Below are 21,273 nucleotides of genomic sequence, written 5' to 3' on the forward strand. Positions count from 1 at the left end.
CCATTTTCTTTTTTGAGAAAATGGGAGTAAAGATTAAGAGTTTCTCGTTTTATAGAGCAAATAAATAAAATAAGGGGCGCCGATAGCTGCTGTAAAGACGCCTGCTGGCACTTCCACCGGAGCAAATAAGGTTCTGCCGACGATGTCAGCTGTTAAGACGAGCAAAGCTCCAATGAGTGCCGACGCCGGGAGCAGCGCGCCATAAGATGAGCCGACGAGCCGCCTTGCAATGTGGGGCGCCATCAGTCCGACAAAACCGATTGTGCCGGCAACCGAAACCGCACAGCCCGTAAGAGCCGTACTCAAAAGAAGCAAGAAAAAACGATTTCGCTGCACGGCGCTTCCCGCACCCGCCGCAATATCTTCGCCCAGCACCTGTATATTCATATTTTTTAGCGCGATAAAACAAATAAATAAGAGAATGACAGATAAGATAACAGCTATTTTCACATGCTGCCAGTTTGACCCATAAACAGACCCAGTGATATACACATTGGCTTGTGATGCTCGGTAAATCGGGCCTTTGATCATCAGCAGGGTAGTCATCGCCTGCGCCGACATTGAAAATCCGATTCCGATAAGCACCAGCCGAAATGTGGAGGCACCATTTTTGTATGCCAGTAAATAGACGATGAGTCCAACAGCTGAGGCCCCGATAAATGCAGCCGCCGGAAGCCATGACAGACTGATCGTAAGTGAACTGCTGCGGTCTGAGAAGAACATCATTAAAAGCACGACAGCTACCGCCGCTCCTCCCGTTATTCCGATAATATCCGGTGATGCGAGAGGGTTTCTGACGAGCCCCTGCAATATCGCGCCTGCCGCTGCCAGGCAGACGCCGGCGCATAAAGCGGTCAAAATTCTTGGCATGCGGAACGACATGATCATCAGCTCATCCAGCTTGGAACCTGCACCAAAAAATGTTTTTGCTACATCCCAGGGAGGAATAAACCTTTGTCCGAGACCAGCGCTAATGATCAGTACTGTTGCTGTTAATCCAAGTAAAACCAAAAAGACGATCCATGCTTTCTTTTCAGCCGCGGTTACGCCAAAACGAAGTTTCATAGTTTTGCCCCCCTTCTTGCGATGTAGACAAACACAGGCATACCGATGATGGCTGTCATGACTCCGACAGGAACTTCCTGAGGCATAATGATATATCGCGCCCCGATATCCGCGGCAACGAGTAAAATCGCACCCAAAACAGCGGAAAACGGCAGAACCCAGCGATAATCATTGCCGACGATAAATCGGGCGAAATGCGGAATAATGATGCCGATAAATGAAATCGGCCCGGCAATGGCGACAGCAGATCCGGCGAGCAAGACAACACAAAGCGCCATCACAAATTTCAGCAGGCCCGTTTTTTGGCCGAGTCCTTTTGCCACATCTTCTCCCATGACGAGGAGATTAATTTTTTGGCCAAGAAAAAAGCAGATCACAAGCGCTGCAGCTGCATACGGGAGCATCGTGATCAGCAGATCCAGACTCCTGCCCTGCACAGAGCCGGTCAGCCAAAATAGCACCTGAGCAAGCTCGAGTTCATTGACAGAAAGCAAGCCTTGTGTCAGAGAAGAAAACATGGCCGCCATGGCAGCACCCGCCAGCGTCAGTTTGATTGGCGTCAGCCCTTCTCTTCCAAGCGATCCTGCAGCATAGACGATCGCAGCGGTAAATGTTGCCCCAAGAAACGAGCTCCATACTAGCGCCTGAGGTGACTGAATATGCAGAAAAAACGATCCGGCAACAATAAAAAAGCCTGCACCGGCGTTAATCCCGAAAATCCCCGGTGACGCAAGCGGATTTTTTGTGAGCGCCTGCATGAGAGCGCCCGCGGCTGCAAGCGAGGCGCCGACGACTGTCGCAACCAAAGCACGCGGAAGCCTGACATCTTTGATGATGACATGCTCATTTGTTCCGTTGAAGGAAGTAAACGCCTGATAGACCTGTCTCCATGACGTACCTGTATAGCCGTAAACGACGCTTGCGCAGACAGCCGCCAGTAAAATGAAAATCAGACATACTAACACAATCCATTTTGAAGATGCCGTTTTGCAGATCATGATCTAATTCTCCTAGGTTTATTTACTATGTAATGTTTGTTTTTGAGAATAATCCTCAATTAGGGATTGACACTCTTAACACTGCTTATTATGATCTAAATGATAATGAATTTCAATATTGGGAGGAAAAAGATGAAAAAGCATATCAGCATGCTATTCGTATTTTTAATGGCCGTTATGGTACTTTCTGCCTGTAATAGTTCAGAAAGTTCAAGTAACAGCGAGGGGTCAAGCAGCAAAACAAGAACGGTCAAACATGCAATGGGGACATCAGACAACATTCCCGCCAATCCAAAACGGATTGTTGTTTTAACTAATGAAGGAACAGAGGCGCTCTTAGCGCTTGGCATTAAGCCGGTCGGAGCCGTAAAGTCATGGAAGGGCGATCCGTGGTATGACTATCTGAAAGATGACATGAAAGGTGTTAAAAACGTCGGTCTTGAAACGGAACCGAATGTGGAAGCCATCGCAGAATTAAAGCCTGATTTGATTATTGGAAACAAAGTGCGCCAGGAAAAAATTTATGATCAGTTAAATGCGATTGCGCCGACAGTTTTCGCTGAATCTTTGGCTGGGAACTGGAAGGATAACCTGACTCTATACGCCAACGCGGTGAATAAGGCGGACAAAGGCAAGGAAGTTATTGCCGATTTTGATAAACGCGTTTCTGATTTGAAAGACAAGCTTGGCGACCAGACAAACAAAACCGTTTCTGTCGTACGCTTTTTATCCGGCGAGTCAAGAATCTATTATACCGATTCATTCCCTGGGATTATTTTAGACCAGCTTGGCTTCAAACGCCCTGAAAAACAAGTGGAGCTGTTTAAAAAACAAAAGGACCAATTTACATTCTCAACAGACAGTAAAGAATCTATTCCTGATATGGATGCTGATGTGCTGTTTTATTTCACTTATAAAGCCGATAATGCAAAAGAAAATGAAAAATGGGCCAATCAGTGGACAAGCAGTTCACTATGGAAAAACCTGAAGGCCGTGAAGTCAGGTAACGCCCATGAAGTCGATGACGTCGTGTGGACAACCGCAGGCGGAATTAAAGCCGCAAACTACCTGCTTGATGATATTGAAACCTATTTCTTAAAGGCGAAATAAAAAAAGACTCCGTCTGGTTAGACGGAGTCTTTTTTGCTTTTTCCGATCAGCCGCGTGACGAGGAACATGGTGACAGAAAGAGATCTGTTTTTCCGGTACGCCAAGTATTTGCCGCGCCACTCCGGTTTGTATTTTTCTTTAAAGGCCCTGAGGCCGCTGAAGCTGTACATGTATCTGACATTATTAAAAATGATAGCGGCAAATCTTTCTGACCAGAAGGATGTAAAGGCGGTGCCGACATTGGCCAAGGGCGCCATTCCCATGTTAAACGACGTGCAGCCTTCCTCCTTCGCCCATAAAAACATCCGGATGAACAATGCATCCATAATGCCGTTCGGGGCGTCATCGCGGTAGCGCATCAGATCAACTGATATCTCTCCTTCCTGATACATCGGCATGACATTTGCGAACGCAACGATCTCCCCTTCTGCATTTTTCATGTAGGCGATCGGCGCTTTCTGTAAATAGGAAGGATCAAAAAATCCGAGCGAGAATCCCTTCTCCTTTTTCGAGCCGAGCCATTCATCTGAAATTTGTTTCAGTTCCTCCAAGAACGCATCAGAAAATGGGGGATGATCCACATGAAAGGTATATTCCTCCCGCTCAAACCGGTTATTGATTGCCCGAAGGCCGGCTTTTTTCTTCCCTGTGAGGGTAAATGTGTTTAAGTCCACATAGGCTTCCTCGCCCAGCTTAAAGAAGTTATAGCCAAAATCGTGATACAGCGCCATGTCCTCTCGTTCAATTTGATAGAACAAAACACTGAACCCCTTCTGGTGTGCTTCGTTCAGAAATTCTTCCAGCACGAGCGGGAACGATTCTCTTTGGCCTGACGGATCGCCGAGTACGACCAGCCTTCTGGCGATTTTTCCAAACATCAGCAGTGCATTCCCGTCACTTGAAAAATAAAACCGCTTATCTCCAAGATAGCCGAGATGGCTCAGCGCGTTGCCTCCGTTTTCATTTAAAAACGAAGCAAGGCGTTCGGGATCAGCTTTTTCCCCGATGTGTTTTGTCTTCTTATGATATACCATTGTAAATATGAAGAAGAACAGCGGCACAATGATAATTGCCATGATCGTCGCATGCGTGATATGAGAATCGCTGTGGACGAAATATTCGTGGCGCAGCACCTTCTTCATCCGGTCCCAAATGAAACCTGCGATGATGTTGTAGTTAAAGAGCGCCACAGTGAAAAGCGCTGCAGCGAAAATCATTTGTCCGAGCGTATAGGATGCCTGTTCTCGGACAAATTGTTTTTTCAAAAGCACAAGCAATACAATAATCATCGGCAGTACGAATATCGCACTGATGTTGAGTCCTTTTAAGAAGCTGAACACAAAGCCGCCGACAAGCGCTGTAATCGCCATTGTATAGGAGCGTTTTGTCCGTTTATAAAGCTCGATCGGCAAAATCAGCAGAATGAGCGCTGAGCTTAAGGACAGGCCGTTGAACAGCAAAAGGGCCGGGCGCGGAATGTGCGGAATGACGGTAAGCCTGTCAATCGGCAAGGATACTGAAGCCAGGACAATCAAACCTGCAACGAATATAATAAGGGAAAGTGAGCCTTGTAAAATTCTCACTAATATCGCCCGCTGGACAACAAGCAGAACGTTTGTCGTCTCAATTGCCGGTGCGATGCGCGGGTTCGTTTCGAGCCGTTTCATTGTATTTTCAGTCAGGTCGCCGGCAGCAAAGAACAGTCCCAGGCCGAATGGGATAAATGAATAGACGATCCTGTACAAAACAATAGATGTAACAATGGCCTCCTGATGATAGCCAAGCTGCTCCATCCCGAGCAAAAACAAAAGGTCGAACGAGCCAAAGCCGCCCGGCACGAGACTGATCATCCCTCCGATCGCCGCAATGACGAATACCCCGAACACATACCTGATATCAGCATGAATGCCCATAGCGAACAAAGACAAATAGATGACGATTCCAGCCATAACCCATTCGGCAACGGAAGCGCCAATATAAGCAAAAATCGGATTTTTCACTTGTTCCGCATTCTCTTCGTCTCCGCCTTTGCGGCCTTTGATTTTAGACACCGCCAAGGATAGCGGCAAAATCAGTGCGAAACCGATAACGACTGCCCACAGCCAAGGCTTTTCATGAAGCACTTCATCCACTGGCAGCACTCGTGCGGCGACGAAAATGCTGAAAACAGATAATCCGAGCAGCATAGATGATGTAAGCCAGGCGATTCCTTTTACTAGCGCCTTATGGTCTTTCGTATGCTCTTTATAAAACATCATTCTTAACCCGACTCCGGCTAAACCGCCGAATCCGAGTACGTTATTGAATGAATTGGCGATCCAGGAAACCCTGAATACCTTTCCGTTTGTGATCGATAGACGCAGTGAGTATTTCAGGACGTAATCATACAGCGACATGGCAGCAACAGCCAGCAGGCCTATCAATACAAGGATGAATAAGTCCGTTCGTTCCAGCCCATTGATGACCATGAGCGTGCGTTTGAATGACAGATTTGTCAGTTCTTTTTTCGATTGATAAATAACAAATAGTAAAACAGCAATAGGAAAAACAATTTTTAAAATTGATAAAGCATTCTTTTTAATCAGCAATGGTCTCTCCAATCATATTCTAGTTCGATCTTCTTCCCCCAATAATCTCCAACTCATTATACACTACCTCTATTTTTCGGACAAAGTCCCTGATGCAGTTTCTGCTCACTTTCTTTCAGCAGTGAAAATCGAGTAATATGATAAGAGGAGCGAATGATGAGGAAGTGATGAAATGGAATATAATTTACATGATACAACGGTGTTAAACGAAAACATTCTTTCATCTGAGGAACGGGAAATATGGGTGCTCTATATGAAAGTCTTAACCTCAGCCGGTCTCGGTGATGTGTCCGAGTGGATGAAGCTTGATATGAGCATGCCGCAAATGAAAGTGATGATGCTATTAAACAACCATGGAACACTAAAGGTCAGCGACATTGCTGAAAAAATGGGGGCTTCCCTGTCCAATACAACAGGGCTGCTTGACCGTCTTGAGAAATCAGGGTTTGTCAAACGATCACATTCTGAAGAGGACCGCCGTTCAGTGGTTGTTCAGTTGACGGAGAATGCAAAAAATATTTTTCGGGGTCTATATGAAAAGGGCCATCTGAAATTAAAGCGTTCATTGGAGCTGCTGTCTCCTGAAGAAAAGCAGGCGGTTTCCGAAGGGCTTTCTATCCTTTCCAAAGCATTGGAGAATGCAAAAAAAGAATAAGTCTTTAAGTCTGTCATCCGCAAACTGCGGAAGCAGGCTTTTTTTATTTGACATTTAGTTCACTTAAAATGAATAATATATTCAAAGTGAATTAAAGAGGGGTTGATGAATATGTCTGAAGCATTGTCAGAGCAGAAAAGCCAAAAGTGGGCGATCAGCCTGTTTACGATTGGTGTGTTTATGGCTGCGCTGGATAACGGAATTATTTCGGCTGCTTTAACAACGATAAACGAGTCATTTGCCGTTTCTCCTTCCTGGGGATCATGGGGCATTACCCTCTATACGCTCGGTCTTAGCGTCAGTGTGCCGATCGTCGGAAAGCTTTCAGACCGCTATGGCAGAAAGAAACTCTTTCTCATTGAGGTTTGCCTGTTCGGACTTGGTTCTTTGCTTGTTGCTTTGAGCCAAAGCTTCCCGCTCTTTCTGATCTCTCGGCTGATTCAGGCGCTTGGGGGCGGCGGGATTTTCATTATCGGCAGCTCGCACATTCTTGCTACCCTTCCAAAGGAAAAGCAGGGGAAGGCGCTTGGGCTGCTTGGCGCGATGAACGGGATGGCTGCTGTGCTCGGGCCGAATATTGGAAGCTTTCTGCTTGATTGGACCGGGTCTTGGCATTGGCTGTTTTTGATTAATTTGCCGATTGCAGTGCTATTGGTTGTTTTCGGTGCATGTTTTATTGCGGAAACAAAAGCGCCTGAGGCTAAACGCCTCGATACGGCCGGAATTTTCCTTCTGTCTCTGTCGATTTTAGCTGTGATGTACGGCATGACGAATCTTGACGGGGCAAATCTTTTAAACAGCTTGGGAGATCCAGAAGTGTATGGATGTATTGTTTTTGGCATTCTCTGTTTTACAGCGCTTATCTCGTTTGAAAAGAGGGTTGAAATGCGCGGGGGCGATCCGATTTTGGCGTATTCTCTGCTGAGAAACCACATGTTTCAGCGCACGCTTATCATCGGTTTATTATCCGGCGGACTCTTGGCGGCGGTCATTTTTATCCCGTCATATGTTGAGCAGTATTTGGGCGTTCCTGCTGCAAAAGCAGGCTATTGGATGACACCGCTTGCGTTAGCTTCCGGAATCGGCGCTTGGCTTGGCGGAGCGCTCACCGACAAAAAAGGGCCGGTGAAAACCGTTATTCTTTCGGGCATCATTTCATGTGCGGGATTTGCTTTATTTCCGCTCTGGGTGACGGAAAAATGGGAGTTTGTAATCGCTAGTGTAGCGGCTGGCATCGGTTTTGGCTTCCTGTTAGGCGCTCCGCTGAACGTCCTTGTATCAGAGGCGGCTAAAACGAATAAGGGCACGGCACTCGGCACGCTTTCATTGGTAAGGCAAATCGGACTGACATTGGCGCCTACTCTTTATGCAGGTTTTATCACAGCCGGGTTTGACCAAATAGATGATGAAATCAGCAGCCGCTTATCGGACAGCGGACATTCAGGAACGGCGATGCAGATGATTCCGGAGATCGACAGTTCTGATGTTTCTTCTTTACAAGAACAAATCGAACGGATTCCCGTGCCTGAAGTCAAAACCGCGATAAGCGACGCCATTAATGCGAGTGTCGCCAGCGGCTATGATCATTTATATGCCGCCGCTGCTGTGATTTCACTGCTGGTGATTGCTGCTATCAGTCTTCCGGCTTTCCGCCGGCAAAAGCGTTAAGACCACCCCATCCGTTTGGAAAGCTCCGTAATATGAGCGATATGATGATGTGAGTGCCAGACATACAGCCCGAGCGCGTTTTCTAGGGTCATGATCTCCTTTGTATCGGGATGGTAAAAGCCGCGCTGAAATTGCTGATCCGTCAGGGTGCGGAGAAGAGCCGTCCATCTCCCGTGAAGCTCCTGCAAAAGTGCGAGTGAACCGCTTGGATCTGCTGTTTTCGAGTCCCTTAGCTCCGACCACGCTTTTTCATCATATGGACGGATGGCCGGTGTCTCTTCCGTCAAGCTCAATTTAAACCGAATATAGCTGTTCATATGACTGTCAGCCAGATGATGAACAACTTGCCGAACGGTCCATCCCCCGTCTCGGTACGGTGTGTCAAGCTGGCTTTCCGTCATGCCTTCAACGGCTTTCTTCAGTTTGGCCGGCACTTTTTCAAGCGCTTGAATCCATTCATCTTTTTGCTCCTTCGATACCGATTCCCTCGGCTGGTATTCTCCTATTGGATAGCTTAGATTGGCTGTTGTCATGTATGTTCTCCCTTCTGTTCAATCTTCTCCTTTATTTTACAAGAAAAAGATTGTGCATGCTGTATGATTTAAAACAGTTCTACAGTAAAAAACATACAACAAGCGGCAGGAACCTCTCTCCTGCCGCTTGTTTTCACCCTGCGTGATCACGCACTTCTAATGTGGCTTTCTTCTGTTTTGGCTGATAGATCTTCCCCACAAATAAATAACCGTATTTGAATTTATTCAGTGCCCATGAGGTCAGAATCGGGCCGGCTGTGCACACGGCAAACAACAGGAGAACAGCCGGTACGGCGGGAATTCCAGGCATATTTAAAAGCAAAACGTAGCCTATGATCATAAAATAAGCATGAAGCAGATAAATCGAAAAGGAATAGTTGCTGATAAACATAATGATTTTCGGCACATGCTTCATTTTAGAAAACAAGTGAAAGCACAGGAAAATCATGCTTGTCGAATACAGCATGATATCAGGCCGTTTCGAGCTGATCATGCCGATTTCACCGACATAAGAAACAGTGACAACCAGCGCAGCAGAAGCTAGCGCGGCGCCGTATATCACTATGCGGTATTGGTTCAGCAAGGCTAAAAAGCGCTTATACTCCTTTCCGCAATAGTAGGCAAGACAAAAGTAGAAAAGCCAGCCTGCGAACGGAACCCAGAAGAACGGAAACCCACCGCCCTCTTCTGAAGCGGGAGCCGGGCTGACTGCTGAAAAATAGCTTAAATAGGCGGCTGTCACCACAAATGAGATGGACAGCACCCATTTCGGCGATGCTTTTTTCAAATACTCATGAAACATCATATGCAGAATGTAAAATTGAAAGATGACGAGAATAAAGTATCCGATAAAGTTTCCTAACAATACGTTCGCCAAATACTTTTGCACGATCGCGAGAAAGGTGATCTCTCCCCCCATCGCACTGGTCATCAGCAGTGCATCGATGGCCGCGATAAATAAAAAAGGAACGAAAATCACTTTTCCCCGCTTCTTTAAAAAACCGTTTGGCACCCCATCAGGATAAGAACGGGCCAGCAAAAATTCAGAGATGAAAATGAAGGCAGGCGTGCTGAACATCAGGAGTGTGCGGAAAGAATCTACGGTGTGAGAAATATCTGCGAGAGCTTCTGCCTGAAGCATCAGGACCATTGAAATGATATGGAGCAAGACGACACTTAAGCACGAAATGCAGCGGATCATAAAAATTTCTTTAATTTGCATAACTGCGCTCCTTTTATTTCAAATTTTTAGAAATCGATGGTTGTACCTTAACACACACGATTCATTTTAAAAAAGAGACTGATGTCTTATCTTTCTCTATGCATGAAAGACTAGCAGCCATTCATATCCATGATTTTTTAGTAGACATTCTCCAGCCATTTGTCCCGAACATTCAGGGTGCGATGTTTAACACGTGAAAACAAAGTCCTATTCACATGTTTGATCCCGCAAAAATTGCAAAATGCCTTTCTTGATCATAATCCAATCAGCATCACGTTTCATATACCAGGCGGGCGCATCAGCCGTATAAAACACGTGAGCCGATTTTGCTTTTTATAACCCTTTAGGAAGCAGCCCTCGGTTTCTCGTTCATGTTTCATATCAGACCTCCTGATCTCACCGCCATACCTCAGAGTCCACCAGTGTATATGACTGACTGGCTTTCGAAATTTGGTGAACTTCACCCCTTTTAAGCTTTTTCAAATACGATATTCTTCATTTTGATGTGAGTGATTACTCACTTTACAACCTTCCCTGTTCGTGGTAATTTATTAATGAGTGATTACTCACTTAAATAAATAAGGAGGCAGATCAATATGGACGTAATAGAAATGCGAGATGTCAGCAAACGATTCAGCAGCAAAACTGTTTTAGAGCCGTTTACCTTTTCTGTGAATCAGGGAGAAATCTTTGGATTGCTGGGCCCCTCCGGATCAGGAAAAACAACACTGATTAAAATGATGATCGGGATACTGAAGCCATCCACCGGCACAGTTGCTGTGTGCGGAACACCGATGCCAAATTTGAACATGTTTCATCGGATCGGTTATATGGGCCAGTCTGACGCGCTTTATGAAGACTTGACCGCAAAGGAAAATCTTTCATTTTTTTCCGGGCTGTTTGGAATGAAAGGAAAACGAAAGCGTGAACGGATGGATCAAGTTCTTCACTTGGTTGACTTGACTGAACATGCCGAGAAGAAAGTAAGTGCTTTTTCCGGAGGGATGAAAAGAAGGCTGTCCCTTGCGATAACACTCGTTCACGAGCCGGACGTTTTTGCTCTTGATGAGCCCACTGTCGGAATTGATCCCGTTTTGCGCCGGTCGATCTGGGGTGAACTCGGCCGTCTGAAAGAAAACGGAGCCGCCATTCTTGTGACGACACATGTTATGGATGAGGCTGAAAAATGCGACCGCCTTGGACTGATCAGGGATGGCCGAATGATTGACAGCGGTTCGCCTAAAGAACTGGTGAATAAATACAAAGCAGCATCTATTGAAGATGTCTTTCTTCTTTCTGGAGGGAGTGCAACATGAGAGTGACTGTACTTGCCGTAAAAATCATTCTGCAATTTTACCGGGATAAACGAACGTTGCTTTTGATGCTGCTGGCTCCGCTTTTGGTCTTGACTTTGGTTCACCTCATCCTTGATCATAAGGAGGACTCATTTCATGTCGGAGGGTATCATCTGCCGGACGAAATGACGCAGCAACTGGAGAAAAAAGATATCAAAGTGACAGAATTTTCGAATACCCATGCAAAACAGCATATAGATGATGAACAGCTAGACGCATTTATTTCATTCACAAATCAGCATATGAAAGTGACACTTGATGGCAGCCAGTCTAAGAACAAACAATTGCTTCAGATCATTACAACTGGAGGCAGTCAGCAAAAACAGCCAGCAGAGGTCTCTTATGCCTACGGCAAAGAGGATTTGAGCACGTTTGATTATACCGGTCCGACACTAATCGGCTTATTTATTTTCTTCTTTGTTTTTTTAATCGCAGGGATTTCTTTTTTAAGAGAACGGACGAACGGCACGCTTGACCGGATCCTCTCAACACCTCTGCACCGCTGGGAAATTGTCGCCGGATACGGATTAGGCTTTGGCTTGTTTACAACCCTCCAATCTGTGTTGATCACTTGGTATGCTGTTCAAATTCTTGGATTGTATCAGGGCGGATCGTTCTGGCTTGTGTTAATCGTAACGGTAATGCTTTCTTTGACGGCTTTAACGCTTGGCACATTTTTATCAGCGTTTGCCAATAACGAGCTTCAGCTGATTCAATTTGTCCCGCTCGTCATTGTGCCGCAGGTGTTTTTCTCAGGTCTTTTTCCGATGGATAGTCTGGCCGGCTGGCTTCAGTCACTGCAGCAGATCATGCCTCTGTACTACGGAGCAGACGCCTTGAAGCTGATTATGATGAAAGGCCAAGGCATGTCAGAGATCGCAAATGATCTTCTTATCTTGGCGGGCTTCACCATTTTATTCGCATTCTTAAACATTCTCATTCTGAAAAAATATCGAAGACTGTAAAAGAGGTGTTTTATGATTGACAAATCATAGTAAAAAAATCGCCATTATCGGAGGGACGGGTAAAGCAGGCCGTTTTATAGCCGGCCAGGCTCTTGCAAAAGGCTATCAAGTCCGTATGCTCGTCAGGCAGCCGGAGCGGCACCCCCACATTGACGAGAGAATTGATGTCATTCGCGGAGATGCCCAGCACCCGCAAAGCATCCGCACGCTGCTGGAAGGATGCAGCGCCGTCGCCAATACGTTCGGACAGCCTGAAAGAGCCGTCCCGTTATACAGTACAGTGACAGAACTCATCGTTACTGTCATGAAAGAATACAACATAGACAGATATATCGGAGTGACTGGCGCTTCGTTAGATATTGAAGGTGACCGAAAATCATTGGTTTATAGAATAGGCGCGCTTCTCTTTCGCCTCCTCTATCCGCAAATGATTGCCGATAAAAAGAAAGAGCTTCATATATTATCACGCAGCGGATTGGATTGGACGCTTGTCCGACTTCCTTTTGTAACAGATGCTCAGACTCAGGGCGCTGTAAAAGTTGATTTCTTCAATTCGCCGGGAATGAGAATCACCAATTTAGATATTGCAGCATTTTTAGTTCAGCAGATTGAGGATCATTCCTTTTCACAAAAAACACCCTTTATCTCAAATTAACCGCGGGATTGGTTGTGTTCCCTGTCCGCCTTTTCTATAATAAAGGGAACAGGCTTTCAGAAGGAGTACGAACAATGGATGCGAAATCTCTTGAAGAATTATTGCATATAGAAGGCGAACAAATAAAAATGAGCGAAAAACAGCGGCACATTCTGAGTGCGGCTATTGAAATGTTTGCTGAAAAAGGATTTGCCTCGACATCCACAAGCGAAATAGCCAAAAAAGCCGGCGTTGCTGAAGGGACGATTTTCAGGCATTATAAGACGAAAAAGGATTTGCTGCTGTCAATTGTGATGCCAACGGTGACAAAGGTTGTTGCCCCTGCTTTCGCCAAAAATTTCAGCAAAGAAGTGTTTGAGCAGGATTATCCGTCATATGAGGTCTTCATTCGGGAAATGCTGAACAACCGCTTTGAATTTGTTAAAAAGCACTTCCCCGTTTTGAAGATCTTTATTCAGGAAGCCTTCTACCAGGAAGAATTCAGAAATGTGTATAAGCAGGTCTTCAATGAACATGTGTACGATAAGTTCAAGCACATTATCGAGCATTTCCAAAGCACCGGCGAACTGCGGGACCTTCCGGCGGATACCATCATCCGCACGACGATCTCTTCTATCATCGGACTTATCATTACCCGGTTTTTGCTGATGGGAGAGGAAATGGATGAAGAGCTTGAAAAAGAGCGGACGATTCAATTTATTTTGTACGGGGTCACACAAAAAAGATGAGCACTGGCTCATCTTTTTTTGAGAATTGCGATATACAATTAGGATAGTATTAGAAGGTATTTACCTCATATAAGAGCCTGCAAAAAATCAACTCAGTTTTCGTTCTATCTTCCTCCTCATTTCAATCGATCAGAAAACAAAAAAAACCTGCTGTATTAACTAACAGCAGGTTTCAAATCACCCGTAGATTTTCAAGCATTAGTTTGTATTTAGTCCCCCGCCATTCAATCCTTCTTTGATATAGCCGTTAACTTGGCTATTAGAAAGCAAGCCAATATGGCCGATGCCATAAAGCTGAATATTTCTTGCTCCTTGTAACCGAGACAAGCTATTGATTACAATTACATCATTTAGACTGTAGATAGATGTATAGAGGATTTTCTGATTTGGATCTGTGCCCGGCAGTGCTGTTGACGAAACTAAACCATTAGCCCCTCCAAGCGTTACGACATTTTGAATCTTATTGCCCCCGCCTAAATATTTAATATAGTACAGCGTGTTTGCGCCTCCCATACTATGAGCCACAATATCTACTTTTTTGGCTCCCGTTTCTTTTAGAACGCGGTCAACATATGAAGCGAGCTGCGGGCCGTTATTTAGATTGTTCCCTGTTTTATCATAAAAATCAATTGCATACAGTTTGTTGCTTTGCCAGCCTTGAGAAATTAAGTAGTTTTTAATAGCGAAAAAGTTGTATGAGGCACCACTTATTCCATGAACAAGAACAACAGGATTATGTACTGATTCAGCTTTTGCGCTTGACGGCGGAGCGGCTTGAACAGATAGAATCAGCGATAAACAGATAGCGAATGTAATCAATACTTTTTTCACATTCATTCCCCCTTAAAATATTTATACCACCAATTTCCTATTATACATAAAACATCAATATAGTTAATATTTTTTCAGAAAATTACATATATCATTTTTTATGATCGATGGAAATGAATCCGATATCTTCTCAAATCATTACACACCTTATATCTTCATTTCACGAGTAGACCGGGTTGTGTTCCCTTCCTCCCTTTTCTATAATAAGGAGAATAGGCAGTTAGGATCACAGATGAGCACTTGCTCATCTTTTGTGCGAAACAGCCATAGACACGGAGGATAGCATGAGAGTATTAAAATACGCCATATTAGGGCTTTTGCGAAAAGGCGAATTGAGCGGATATGATATTACGAGTTATTTTAAAGAGGAGCTTGGCCAATTTTGGAGCGCCAAGCACAGTCAGATTTATCCTGAGCTCAAAAAGCTGACAGATGAAGGATTTATCACGTTCCGGACAACAATTCAAGGCACAAAGCTGGAGAAAAAAATGTACACCCTGACAGACAGCGGAAAGCAGGAGCTGCACGACTGGCTGATCCGCCACCAGCCGATACCAGAGACGGTGAAGGATGAATTTATGCTGAAGGCTTATTTCATTTCTTGTCTATCACGGCAGGAGGCTTCCGACTTGTTCACAGACCAGCTGCTGAAACGCAAGGCCAAGCTGTCTGATCTGCAGGGAAGCTATGAAAAGCTTATGGCTTCAGCAGAGCCGATGTCGTTTTCTTCACCGGACTTCGGCCACTATCTCGTGCTGACGAAAGCGCTGGAGCGGGAGAAAAATTATGTTTCTTGGCTGGAGTCAATTTTGGCCATGATAGATAAGAATTGACCGGGAGCGGCCTTCTGGCTGCTCCGATACTTAATGCGGGGGGACGGACAATTGAAGGTGACATTGCGTGAATTAACAGGGGAACTGATCCGCGTGGTGCCGATGGATAAAAGCCATATTCAAGGTTTATATGAAGCTGCAAATGATGAAAACATCTGGGCGCATTTACCGAAAACCATCAGAACGCTGCATGATATGGAGGCTTTTGTTGAGGAAGCGCTGCAAGCGAAAGATTCGGGTGCAGAATGTCCATTCGTGATTATTCAACGCGAGACTGGCAAAATCGTCGGCACGACACGATTTCTGTATATGTCATCTGCTGCAAGAAGCCTTGAGATCGGCTGGACGTGGTTTCACCCTTCAGTGTGGGGCACATCGGTCAACACTGAATGCAAATATTTGCTGTTACAGTATTGCTTTGAACAGCTGAACACGATTCGGGTGCAGTTCAAAACAGATGAGCGGAATATCAGATCGCAAAAGGCCATTGAACGGCTGGGAGCAGTTAAAGAAGGCATATTGCGAAACCAAATGATCAGAAAAGACGGAACATTCCGCAACTCGGTATTTTACAGCATCATCGACAGTGAGTGGCCGTCCGTGAAACAGCATTTGGAACAGAGACTGCAACTTACAGAAAAAACAAAATGATTGCGAAAAACATCTGCCCCGGGGGCAGATGTTTTTTTAGGCGCGGAGCGCTTTCAGCCCCACTATGAAGGTAATTGCTGCAAAAGCAAGCAAGATACCGCAGATCCCGAAAATATCTGTGACGTGCGCACCGTTAGCGATAATCTCAGTCAGCCCGCTCATCGCCCACTTTTGCGGAAGAAATTCAGCGATAGACTGCATAAATGTCGGTTCAATGTCTATCGGCCAATACATTCCGCTTACCATACACGTTGCGATGACGAATAAGTTGCCGAACGCAAGCTGCTGTTCCGGCGTTCTGACATTGGCCGCGATCACCAATCCGATGCCGACAACGGTCAGCAGAAAAAGCGACACTAACACAATAACCGCAGCCGGATTCCCCCAGTTGATGCCAAACAGCCAATGGGATGCGAGAAGCAAGATGCCAAATTGAATCCAGCCTATGACAAAGAAGGACAGCACATACCCAGCACCGATTTCCGCTCGGCTGACAGAGGCTGTAAGCAACCTGGACCAGACGCCGTTTTTTCTTGCTTCAAGAATGGTTCCCGCCGCCCCCATCATGGTCAGCATGACAAACAGGATGGAAAAGCCTGCTGCTCTGGAAGCTATGTCACTTGCGTCTGCACCCTCTTTTTGATTGCTGAGCGTCTTTCGCTTTACGGCTGGCGCTGCATCTTCGTGATCTTTGGCGATAACCGTTTTATAAGCCGCCTTCCAGTTCTCTCCCGCTGCCTGAGCTGCCGTTTTCGCCGCGGCAACTTGAATATTGAGCTTTGCCAATGTGCTTTCCGCGTACTGTTTGGCCATCGGCGCTTCCGACAGCTCCGGGCCGTGGCGGAAGATCAGCTCAGGATGTTTTCCTTTTTCCAGCTGTGCCTGAAATGAGCGGGATATGATAATGATCCCGGCAATTTTCTTTTGTTTCAGCTTTTCTGACGCTTTGCTTTCAGACATGTTTTCGAATGTATACATATCATCGTGTGACTTCAGCTGCCGAATGTAATGCTGCGAGAGAATCGTGTCGTCCTGATCAACGATCGCAAGCAGCAGCTTGTCGTCATTGCCGCCGAGCATCCCCCCAAATACAAAGGTCAGCAAAAGCGGGGCAGCAAACATCATCAAATAGTTCTGCCGTTTCTTGAAAATGAGAGAAAGCTCAATGCCGCAAATGGCTATGATTTTTTTCACCTTGGTGTACCTCCTTATCTTGTATGAAGCCGTCTGATACCAAGCACGAGCGAACAAAGGCCGATCGCCGCAAAAAGAAGCACAGGCTTTTGAAGGTCAGCCCAGCCTCCCCCTTCCATTATAGAAAGAAAGCCGTCAAGCGCCCATCGATTCGGTACCGCTTTGGATACAGACTGTAAGAAGTCAGGAAATTGGTACAACGGCAGCATGGACCCGCCGAGAACCGCAAGCAATTGAATGCCGAAGCCGCCTATCGCATCGGCCGATTTCATATCGCTGATGCACGACGCAAGCAGCATGGAAATGCCGGATACAGCTGCAGCGTATGAAAGCCCGAGTACACTCACAAACAGCAGATTATCACCCCAGTCCACACCGAATACATTGATCGTGACGATCAGAAAAATAAAAAATTGTATGATGGCAAACAGATAGGTTCCAAGCCATTTTCCGAAGAGAATGGCGTATTTTTGCACAGGCGTCATCAGCATTCTGGCAAGCGTCTCCGTATCCTTTTCCTGTAAGAATGATTTCGCCCCGACTGTCATATGAAACAGCATAAACATGCAAAGCATTGCCGCCGAATAGTATTGAAAACTCGTAACGGCCTTGCTGCCGACTGATTTTTCCGCAATAGTCAGTTTGTCACCCGTTTCTTTTTCAAGCGTCTTTACCAGCTTTTCTGCAATCTGTGAAGGATCAAGTTTTCCTTGCTTTACAGCTGACGTTTTGCTGACGAAGTCCATTGAGGCTGACGCGGCTTCCCGAACCGCTTTATATTGCTCTATAAAAGAGCCGGCGGCTGTTTCGATGATGGAACTTTTTAATGTTTGATCAGGGTCAGCATAGACAAAAGCTGACGTTTTGCCGGCTTCCCAATGACTCGGGATAACGATACCGACATCGATTTTCTTTTCATCAAGCAGTTTCTTCATCTCTTCTTCACTGCTGGCTTGTGTGACCTTTATCGACTTCATTTTTTTGAGCACATCTGTTTTGAACATGTTCGCTGCATCTGACTGGCCTGATTGGACATAGCCGACTTTGATGTCGTCAATCTGGCTGCCTCCGTCAACAACCGATCCGAGCGCCGCCCCTAAAATACAGGTCAGGATCAGCGGCATTAAGATAAGCATCATAAACCCTTTTCTGTCCGTGATTCTGATTTTGACATCTTTCCATGCGATCGATATGCTTTTTTTCATAGCCGTCCCTCCTTAATCCCGCAAAGTGCGGCCGGTCAGATTCAGAAACAGGCGCTCCAGATTCGGTTCCTGCACCTGAAGAGACAGCAGGTTTGTATGATGGGCAGCGGCTTCCGCAAGCAAACTGGTGACGACTTTCTCATGATGAGCCGCAGCAATGTCAATTTTGAGCTCTGACTCATGTACTGTCACATCATTCACATGGGCCAGGGAACGGATCGCACAAAGAAACGCTTCATCAATTCCGCTGACCATGAGCTGAATGATGGTATCGCCTCCAAGGCGGCTGCACAAATCGGTTTTTGTGCCGATCGCAATCATTTCTCCCTGATCAATAATGCCGATCCGGTCGCATAAATACTCGACCTCTTCCATGTAATGACTCGTGTAGATCACCGTCATGCCCGTTTCATTGAGCTGTTTCACCGTTTCTAAAATATGATTTCTCGATTGAGGGTCGATTCCGACAGTCGGTTCATCCATGATCAGCAGCTCAGGCTTGTGCATTAAGGCGGCACCGATGTTGATTCTCCGTTTCATCCCGCCGGAGAACGTTTCAATTTTATCTTTGGCCCGCTCAGTCAGACCGACATATTCAAGGACCTCTGTCGATCTTTTTTTGGCCTCGCCATGCGTAAGTCCGTACATTTTCCCCCAAAACATAAGATTCTCGTGGGCCGTCAGCGTCGGATATAAAGCAATTTCCTGCGGGACAACGCCGATTTTTTGTTTCGCTTTAGCTGTTTCTTTTCCGATGACATAGCCGCCCACTGTGATGTTCCCGCTGTCATGCGGCACGAGGCCGGAAATCATCGAGATGGTTGTGGACTTCCCCGCACCGTTTGGCCCGAGCAGCCCGAACGACTCCCCCTTTTGGAGGGAAAAAGAAATGCCTTTCACGATTGTTTTTTTCCCATAGGCCTTTTTGATGTTTTCTGCTTGCAGCACGTCGTTTCACTCCTTTTTTAATCCCATTGCCATTGTAGAAAAAAGAAGGGCGTGCGGCATGTAGCGCCGGATAGAACATAAGGCATGAAAAAAAGACCTGTAAAAGGCCTTTTCAGAGAAATGTATATGCTGAACGTCATATGTCAAAAGACAGATACACCATATCTGACTGAATAGATGGCGGCTTGGGTTCTGTCTCTGACAGACAGCTTGCTGATAATGTTCGAAACGTGATTTTTCACTGTGCCTTCTGTAATGTACAGCTTCTCGGCAATTTCTTTGTTATTCAGCCCGTACCCCAGCTCAGCGAGAACTTCCATTTCACGATCGGTCAGGTCGTGCAGCTCCTTAGGTTTTTCTTTCTCGTTTATTCCTTTCAGCTGTCTTTCACGCTTCCATTCATTCAGCATTTGGGCAGTCAGTTCCGGAGGAAGCACCATACCCCCAGATTGAACAGTCATCACCGCTTTTACAATCGTATCGGCTGACATGTCCTTTAGCAGGTACCCGCTCGCTCCTTCTTCAAGCGCTTCAGCAATCAACTCTGAATCCTTGAAGGTCGTCAGCATCAAAACCTTTACGCCGGGCAGCGAGCTTGTAATCAATTTTGTCCCTTCAACTCCGTTGGAAACCGGCATTCGGATGTCCATTAACACAATATCGGGCTCAAGTTCTTTCGCCTTTTCGAAGGCTTCCTGCCCGTTTCGCGCTGTTGCGATCACATCAAGCTCTTCTCTGAGCTGAAGCAGCGATGCCAGCCCTTCTCTGACGATATCCTGATCGTCGGTAATGATGATCTTAATCATGATAAACTCTCCTTTTGCTGCGCGGGCCCGAAGCTCCATTTTTTATTAGCCAGTGAAAATTTGGCGATCACAGTAAATCCTTGATCCCGTTCGCTCTCAAAGCGGATCATTCCGCCATGCTCCGCTGCCCGCTTTTTCATGTTCAAGAGACCAAAGCCGAGTGCCGCGTCGGGATTTCCTTTTCCGTCATCCTTAATGACAAGGCTGATGCTGTCCGGTGCGCAGGCAAGCTGGATCGAACAGGCCGTGGCACCGCCGTGCCGTTTAGCATTGGTCAGTGCTTCCTGCACCGTTCTGACCAGAGTCGGATGAAGAGACAGCGGGATCATCGCCGGATCACCGCTGACCGCAAAATCGGTTGTGATTCCCGCATTTTTGTAAAAGTCTTCTGTCAGCTGTTTCAACGTTTCGATTAACGAAGGTTCGTTTTCCGTTTGCAGGGTGCGCACTGATAAGCGGACATCATCAAGCGCTTCGCGGGCAAGCGTTTCACATACCCCGACCGTCTCCTCCGCTTTTTGGCTGTCTCTTTTTTGCCATTCACGCAAAAGCTGCAGCTGTACGAGGAGCGCCGTCATTTTGTGCCCGACTGTATCATGGATGTCCCTTGCCATTCTGTTCCGCTCATGAATGGCAGTCAGCTCTTCAACCTGCTTCGCATATAAATGCAGCTCCTGGTGCGCAGCAGACAGCGCCAAGTGTGACTCCGTCAGTTCCTGAAACTGCTGTTTTGCCGTTTCCTGCGTATCCAACAGCTTGCGGATTAATTTACCGACAACTCCGCAAAAGACAACGAATGTCATGCTGATACAATGATCCATCACATATTCATCGCCGAACATACGATATGTACGAATGAGCACAATCAGCCACATGATAAAACAAAAACAAAGGACAGACCATACTGTTTTCCGGTCAAACCCTTTCAAAAAAAAGGTAACAGCAACCGGGCTGAGCAATGTGATATATAAACCTGTACCCGGAAATATAAAACCGAATGAAAAGCCAACTGCAATATCAATCAGACAAAAAATAACGGCATATTTCTCTACTCTTAATAAGAGATGATTTGCTAAGAACACACCCGCACCGCCAGCGATGAACAAATACTCAAACCAGCGGTCATCTTTTACAAGAAAAAAGTAAACCGAACAACTTACCATTAAGGTGAAAATCCTAGTAAATATAAGTGCCTTCACGCTCATCACTCCCGTTACCCAATTCCTTTCTTATCATACCTGCCTCAGGTCATTTTTGACAGGA

At 46.0% G+C, this 21,273-nt stretch carries 20 protein-coding genes; 9 read left to right on the forward strand and 11 right to left on the reverse strand.

Annotated elements, in window-relative coordinates:
- Positions 1–33 precede the first annotated feature (33 nt).
- Entirely contained in the window at positions 34–1,065 is a 1,032-nt protein-coding gene (locus KHQ79_RS15905) for a FecCD family ABC transporter permease (protein ID WP_225515996.1), read from the reverse strand.
- Positions 1,062–2,063, reverse strand: a complete 1,002-nt coding sequence (locus KHQ79_RS15910; RefSeq protein ID WP_225515998.1) for a FecCD family ABC transporter permease — start codon at positions 2,061–2,063, stop codon at positions 1,062–1,064. The genes KHQ79_RS15905 and KHQ79_RS15910 overlap by 4 nt, the downstream gene beginning before the upstream one ends.
- Positions 2,064–2,195: 132 nt before the next feature.
- On the opposite strand from KHQ79_RS15910, the gene KHQ79_RS15915 reads away from it, so the two are divergent.
- Positions 2,196–3,173: an ABC transporter substrate-binding protein gene (locus KHQ79_RS15915; protein ID WP_060398210.1), complete on the forward strand. Its 978-nt coding sequence runs from the start codon at positions 2,196–2,198 to the stop codon at positions 3,171–3,173.
- A gap of 17 nt (positions 3,174–3,190) precedes the next feature.
- On the opposite strand, the gene mprF is transcribed toward KHQ79_RS15915, so the two are convergent.
- Positions 3,191–5,761, reverse strand: a complete 2,571-nt coding sequence (gene mprF / locus KHQ79_RS15920) for a bifunctional lysylphosphatidylglycerol flippase/synthetase MprF (protein ID WP_119913581.1) — start codon at positions 5,759–5,761, stop codon at positions 3,191–3,193.
- Positions 5,762–5,933: 172 nt separating this feature from the next.
- Here mprF and KHQ79_RS15925 point away from each other — a divergent pair, with 172 nt between their 5' ends.
- A complete protein-coding gene (locus KHQ79_RS15925) occupies positions 5,934–6,416 on the forward strand; it encodes a MarR family transcriptional regulator (protein ID WP_003239733.1) in 483 nt (160 codons plus the stop codon).
- 111 nt (positions 6,417–6,527) lie between these two features.
- Complete coding sequence (locus tag KHQ79_RS15930) at positions 6,528–8,084, forward strand: MFS transporter (protein WP_225516000.1); 1,557 nt, start codon at positions 6,528–6,530, stop codon at positions 8,082–8,084.
- On the opposite strand, the gene bstA is transcribed toward KHQ79_RS15930, so the two are convergent.
- A complete protein-coding gene (gene bstA, locus KHQ79_RS15935; protein WP_225516002.1) occupies positions 8,081–8,617 on the reverse strand; it encodes a bacillithiol transferase BstA in 537 nt (178 codons plus the stop codon). The two genes, KHQ79_RS15930 and bstA, sit on opposite strands and share 4 nt — an antisense overlap.
- 133 nt (positions 8,618–8,750) lie before the next feature.
- Positions 8,751–9,839 carry an acyltransferase family protein gene (locus KHQ79_RS15940; protein WP_003239744.1) on the reverse strand — a complete coding sequence of 363 codons (1,089 nt, stop codon included), beginning with the start codon at positions 9,837–9,839 and terminating at the stop codon, positions 8,751–8,753.
- A gap of 596 nt (positions 9,840–10,435) precedes the next feature.
- On the opposite strand from KHQ79_RS15940, the gene KHQ79_RS15945 reads away from it, so the two are divergent.
- The 4 genes from KHQ79_RS15945 (at position 10,436) to KHQ79_RS15960 (ending at position 13,542) form a co-directional block, all read left to right on the forward strand.
- The gene (locus KHQ79_RS15945; RefSeq protein WP_225516004.1) at positions 10,436–11,155 is read left to right on the forward strand and encodes an ABC transporter ATP-binding protein; all 720 of its coding nucleotides are present in this window, start codon (positions 10,436–10,438) and stop codon (positions 11,153–11,155) included.
- Positions 11,152–12,159, forward strand: coding sequence for an ABC transporter permease (locus tag KHQ79_RS15950; protein WP_225516006.1), 1,008 nt, complete (start codon positions 11,152–11,154; stop codon positions 12,157–12,159). Before KHQ79_RS15945 ends, KHQ79_RS15950 begins: the two co-directional genes overlap by 4 nt.
- A gap of 16 nt (positions 12,160–12,175) precedes the next feature.
- Positions 12,176–12,814, forward strand: a complete 639-nt coding sequence (locus tag KHQ79_RS15955; RefSeq protein WP_225516008.1) for an NAD(P)H-binding protein — start codon at positions 12,176–12,178, stop codon at positions 12,812–12,814.
- Positions 12,815–12,888: 74 nt separating this feature from the next.
- Positions 12,889–13,542 (forward strand): TetR/AcrR family transcriptional regulator, encoded by a 654-nt coding sequence (locus KHQ79_RS15960; RefSeq protein ID WP_019257816.1) that lies wholly within the window; start codon positions 12,889–12,891, stop codon positions 13,540–13,542.
- Between the two features lie 198 nt (positions 13,543–13,740).
- Here the strand turns inward: KHQ79_RS15960 and estB are convergent, their stop codons facing one another.
- A complete protein-coding gene (gene estB, locus KHQ79_RS15965; protein ID WP_225516010.1) occupies positions 13,741–14,373 on the reverse strand; it encodes an esterase EstB in 633 nt (210 codons plus the stop codon).
- Between the two features lie 284 nt (positions 14,374–14,657).
- Here estB and padR point away from each other — a divergent pair, with 284 nt between their 5' ends.
- Both padR and KHQ79_RS15975 read left to right on the forward strand, forming a co-directional pair.
- Positions 14,658–15,206 (forward strand): transcriptional regulator PadR, encoded by a 549-nt coding sequence (padR, locus tag KHQ79_RS15970; protein ID WP_060398201.1) that lies wholly within the window; start codon positions 14,658–14,660, stop codon positions 15,204–15,206.
- Positions 15,207–15,257: 51 nt separating this feature from the next.
- On the forward strand, positions 15,258–15,857 hold the full coding sequence (locus tag KHQ79_RS15975) for a GNAT family N-acetyltransferase (protein ID WP_003239751.1): 600 nt from the start codon (positions 15,258–15,260) through the stop codon (positions 15,855–15,857).
- A 36-nt stretch (positions 15,858–15,893) separates the two neighbouring features.
- Here KHQ79_RS15975 and lnrN read toward each other — a convergent pair whose 3' ends face one another.
- The 5 genes from lnrN to KHQ79_RS16000 all read right to left on the reverse strand — a co-directional run bounded on the left by lnrN (position 15,894) and on the right by KHQ79_RS16000 (position 21,209).
- Positions 15,894–17,051, reverse strand: coding sequence for a linearmycin resistance permease LnrN (gene lnrN / locus KHQ79_RS15980; protein WP_225516012.1), 1,158 nt, complete (start codon positions 17,049–17,051; stop codon positions 15,894–15,896).
- A gap of 14 nt (positions 17,052–17,065) precedes the next feature.
- Complete coding sequence (gene lnrM / locus KHQ79_RS15985; RefSeq protein WP_225516014.1) at positions 17,066–18,256, reverse strand: linearmycin resistance permease LnrM; 1,191 nt, start codon at positions 18,254–18,256, stop codon at positions 17,066–17,068.
- A 12-nt stretch (positions 18,257–18,268) separates the two neighbouring features.
- Complete coding sequence (lnrL, locus tag KHQ79_RS15990; protein ID WP_225516016.1) at positions 18,269–19,204, reverse strand: linearmycin resistance ATP-binding protein LnrL; 936 nt, start codon at positions 19,202–19,204, stop codon at positions 18,269–18,271.
- A gap of 143 nt (positions 19,205–19,347) precedes the next feature.
- A complete protein-coding gene (gene lnrK / locus KHQ79_RS15995) occupies positions 19,348–20,010 on the reverse strand; it encodes a two-component system response regulator LnrK (protein ID WP_003239759.1) in 663 nt (220 codons plus the stop codon).
- Entirely contained in the window at positions 20,007–21,209 is a 1,203-nt protein-coding gene (locus KHQ79_RS16000) for a sensor histidine kinase (protein ID WP_032732195.1), read from the reverse strand. The genes lnrK and KHQ79_RS16000 overlap by 4 nt, the downstream gene beginning before the upstream one ends.
- Positions 21,210–21,273 lie beyond the last annotated feature (64 nt).

The sequence above is a fragment of the Bacillus sp. TSO22 genome, from assembly GCF_020223595.1.
GTDB classification, from domain to species: Bacteria; Bacillota; Bacilli; order Bacillales; family Bacillaceae; genus Bacillus; species Bacillus inaquosorum.

What these genes read in the sequence shown, in the direction of transcription:
- KHQ79_RS15905 (WP_225515996.1), bottom strand. Translation starts at nt 1,065, where the DNA reads ATGAAACTTCGTTTTGGCGTAACCGCGGCTGAAAAGAAAGCATGGATC.
- KHQ79_RS15910 (WP_225515998.1), bottom strand. Translation starts at nt 2,063, where the DNA reads ATGATCTGCAAAACGGCATCTTCAAAATGGATTGTGTTAGTATGTCTG.
- KHQ79_RS15915 (WP_060398210.1), top strand. Translation starts at nt 2,196, where the DNA reads ATGAAAAAGCATATCAGCATGCTATTCGTATTTTTAATGGCCGTTATG.
- KHQ79_RS15925 (WP_003239733.1), top strand. Translation starts at nt 5,934, where the DNA reads ATGGAATATAATTTACATGATACAACGGTGTTAAACGAAAACATTCTT.
- KHQ79_RS15930 (WP_225516000.1), top strand. Translation starts at nt 6,528, where the DNA reads ATGTCTGAAGCATTGTCAGAGCAGAAAAGCCAAAAGTGGGCGATCAGC.
- bstA (WP_225516002.1), bottom strand. Translation starts at nt 8,617, where the DNA reads ATGACAACAGCCAATCTAAGCTATCCAATAGGAGAATACCAGCCGAGG.
- KHQ79_RS15940 (WP_003239744.1), bottom strand. Translation starts at nt 9,839, where the DNA reads ATGCAAATTAAAGAAATTTTTATGATCCGCTGCATTTCGTGCTTAAGT.
- KHQ79_RS15945 (WP_225516004.1), top strand. Translation starts at nt 10,436, where the DNA reads ATGGACGTAATAGAAATGCGAGATGTCAGCAAACGATTCAGCAGCAAA.
- KHQ79_RS15950 (WP_225516006.1), top strand. Translation starts at nt 11,152, where the DNA reads ATGAGAGTGACTGTACTTGCCGTAAAAATCATTCTGCAATTTTACCGG.
- KHQ79_RS15960 (WP_019257816.1), top strand. Translation starts at nt 12,889, where the DNA reads ATGGATGCGAAATCTCTTGAAGAATTATTGCATATAGAAGGCGAACAA.
- padR (WP_060398201.1), top strand. Translation starts at nt 14,658, where the DNA reads ATGAGAGTATTAAAATACGCCATATTAGGGCTTTTGCGAAAAGGCGAA.
- lnrM (WP_225516014.1), bottom strand. Translation starts at nt 18,256, where the DNA reads ATGAAAAAAAGCATATCGATCGCATGGAAAGATGTCAAAATCAGAATC.
- lnrK (WP_003239759.1), bottom strand. Translation starts at nt 20,010, where the DNA reads ATGATTAAGATCATCATTACCGACGATCAGGATATCGTCAGAGAAGGG.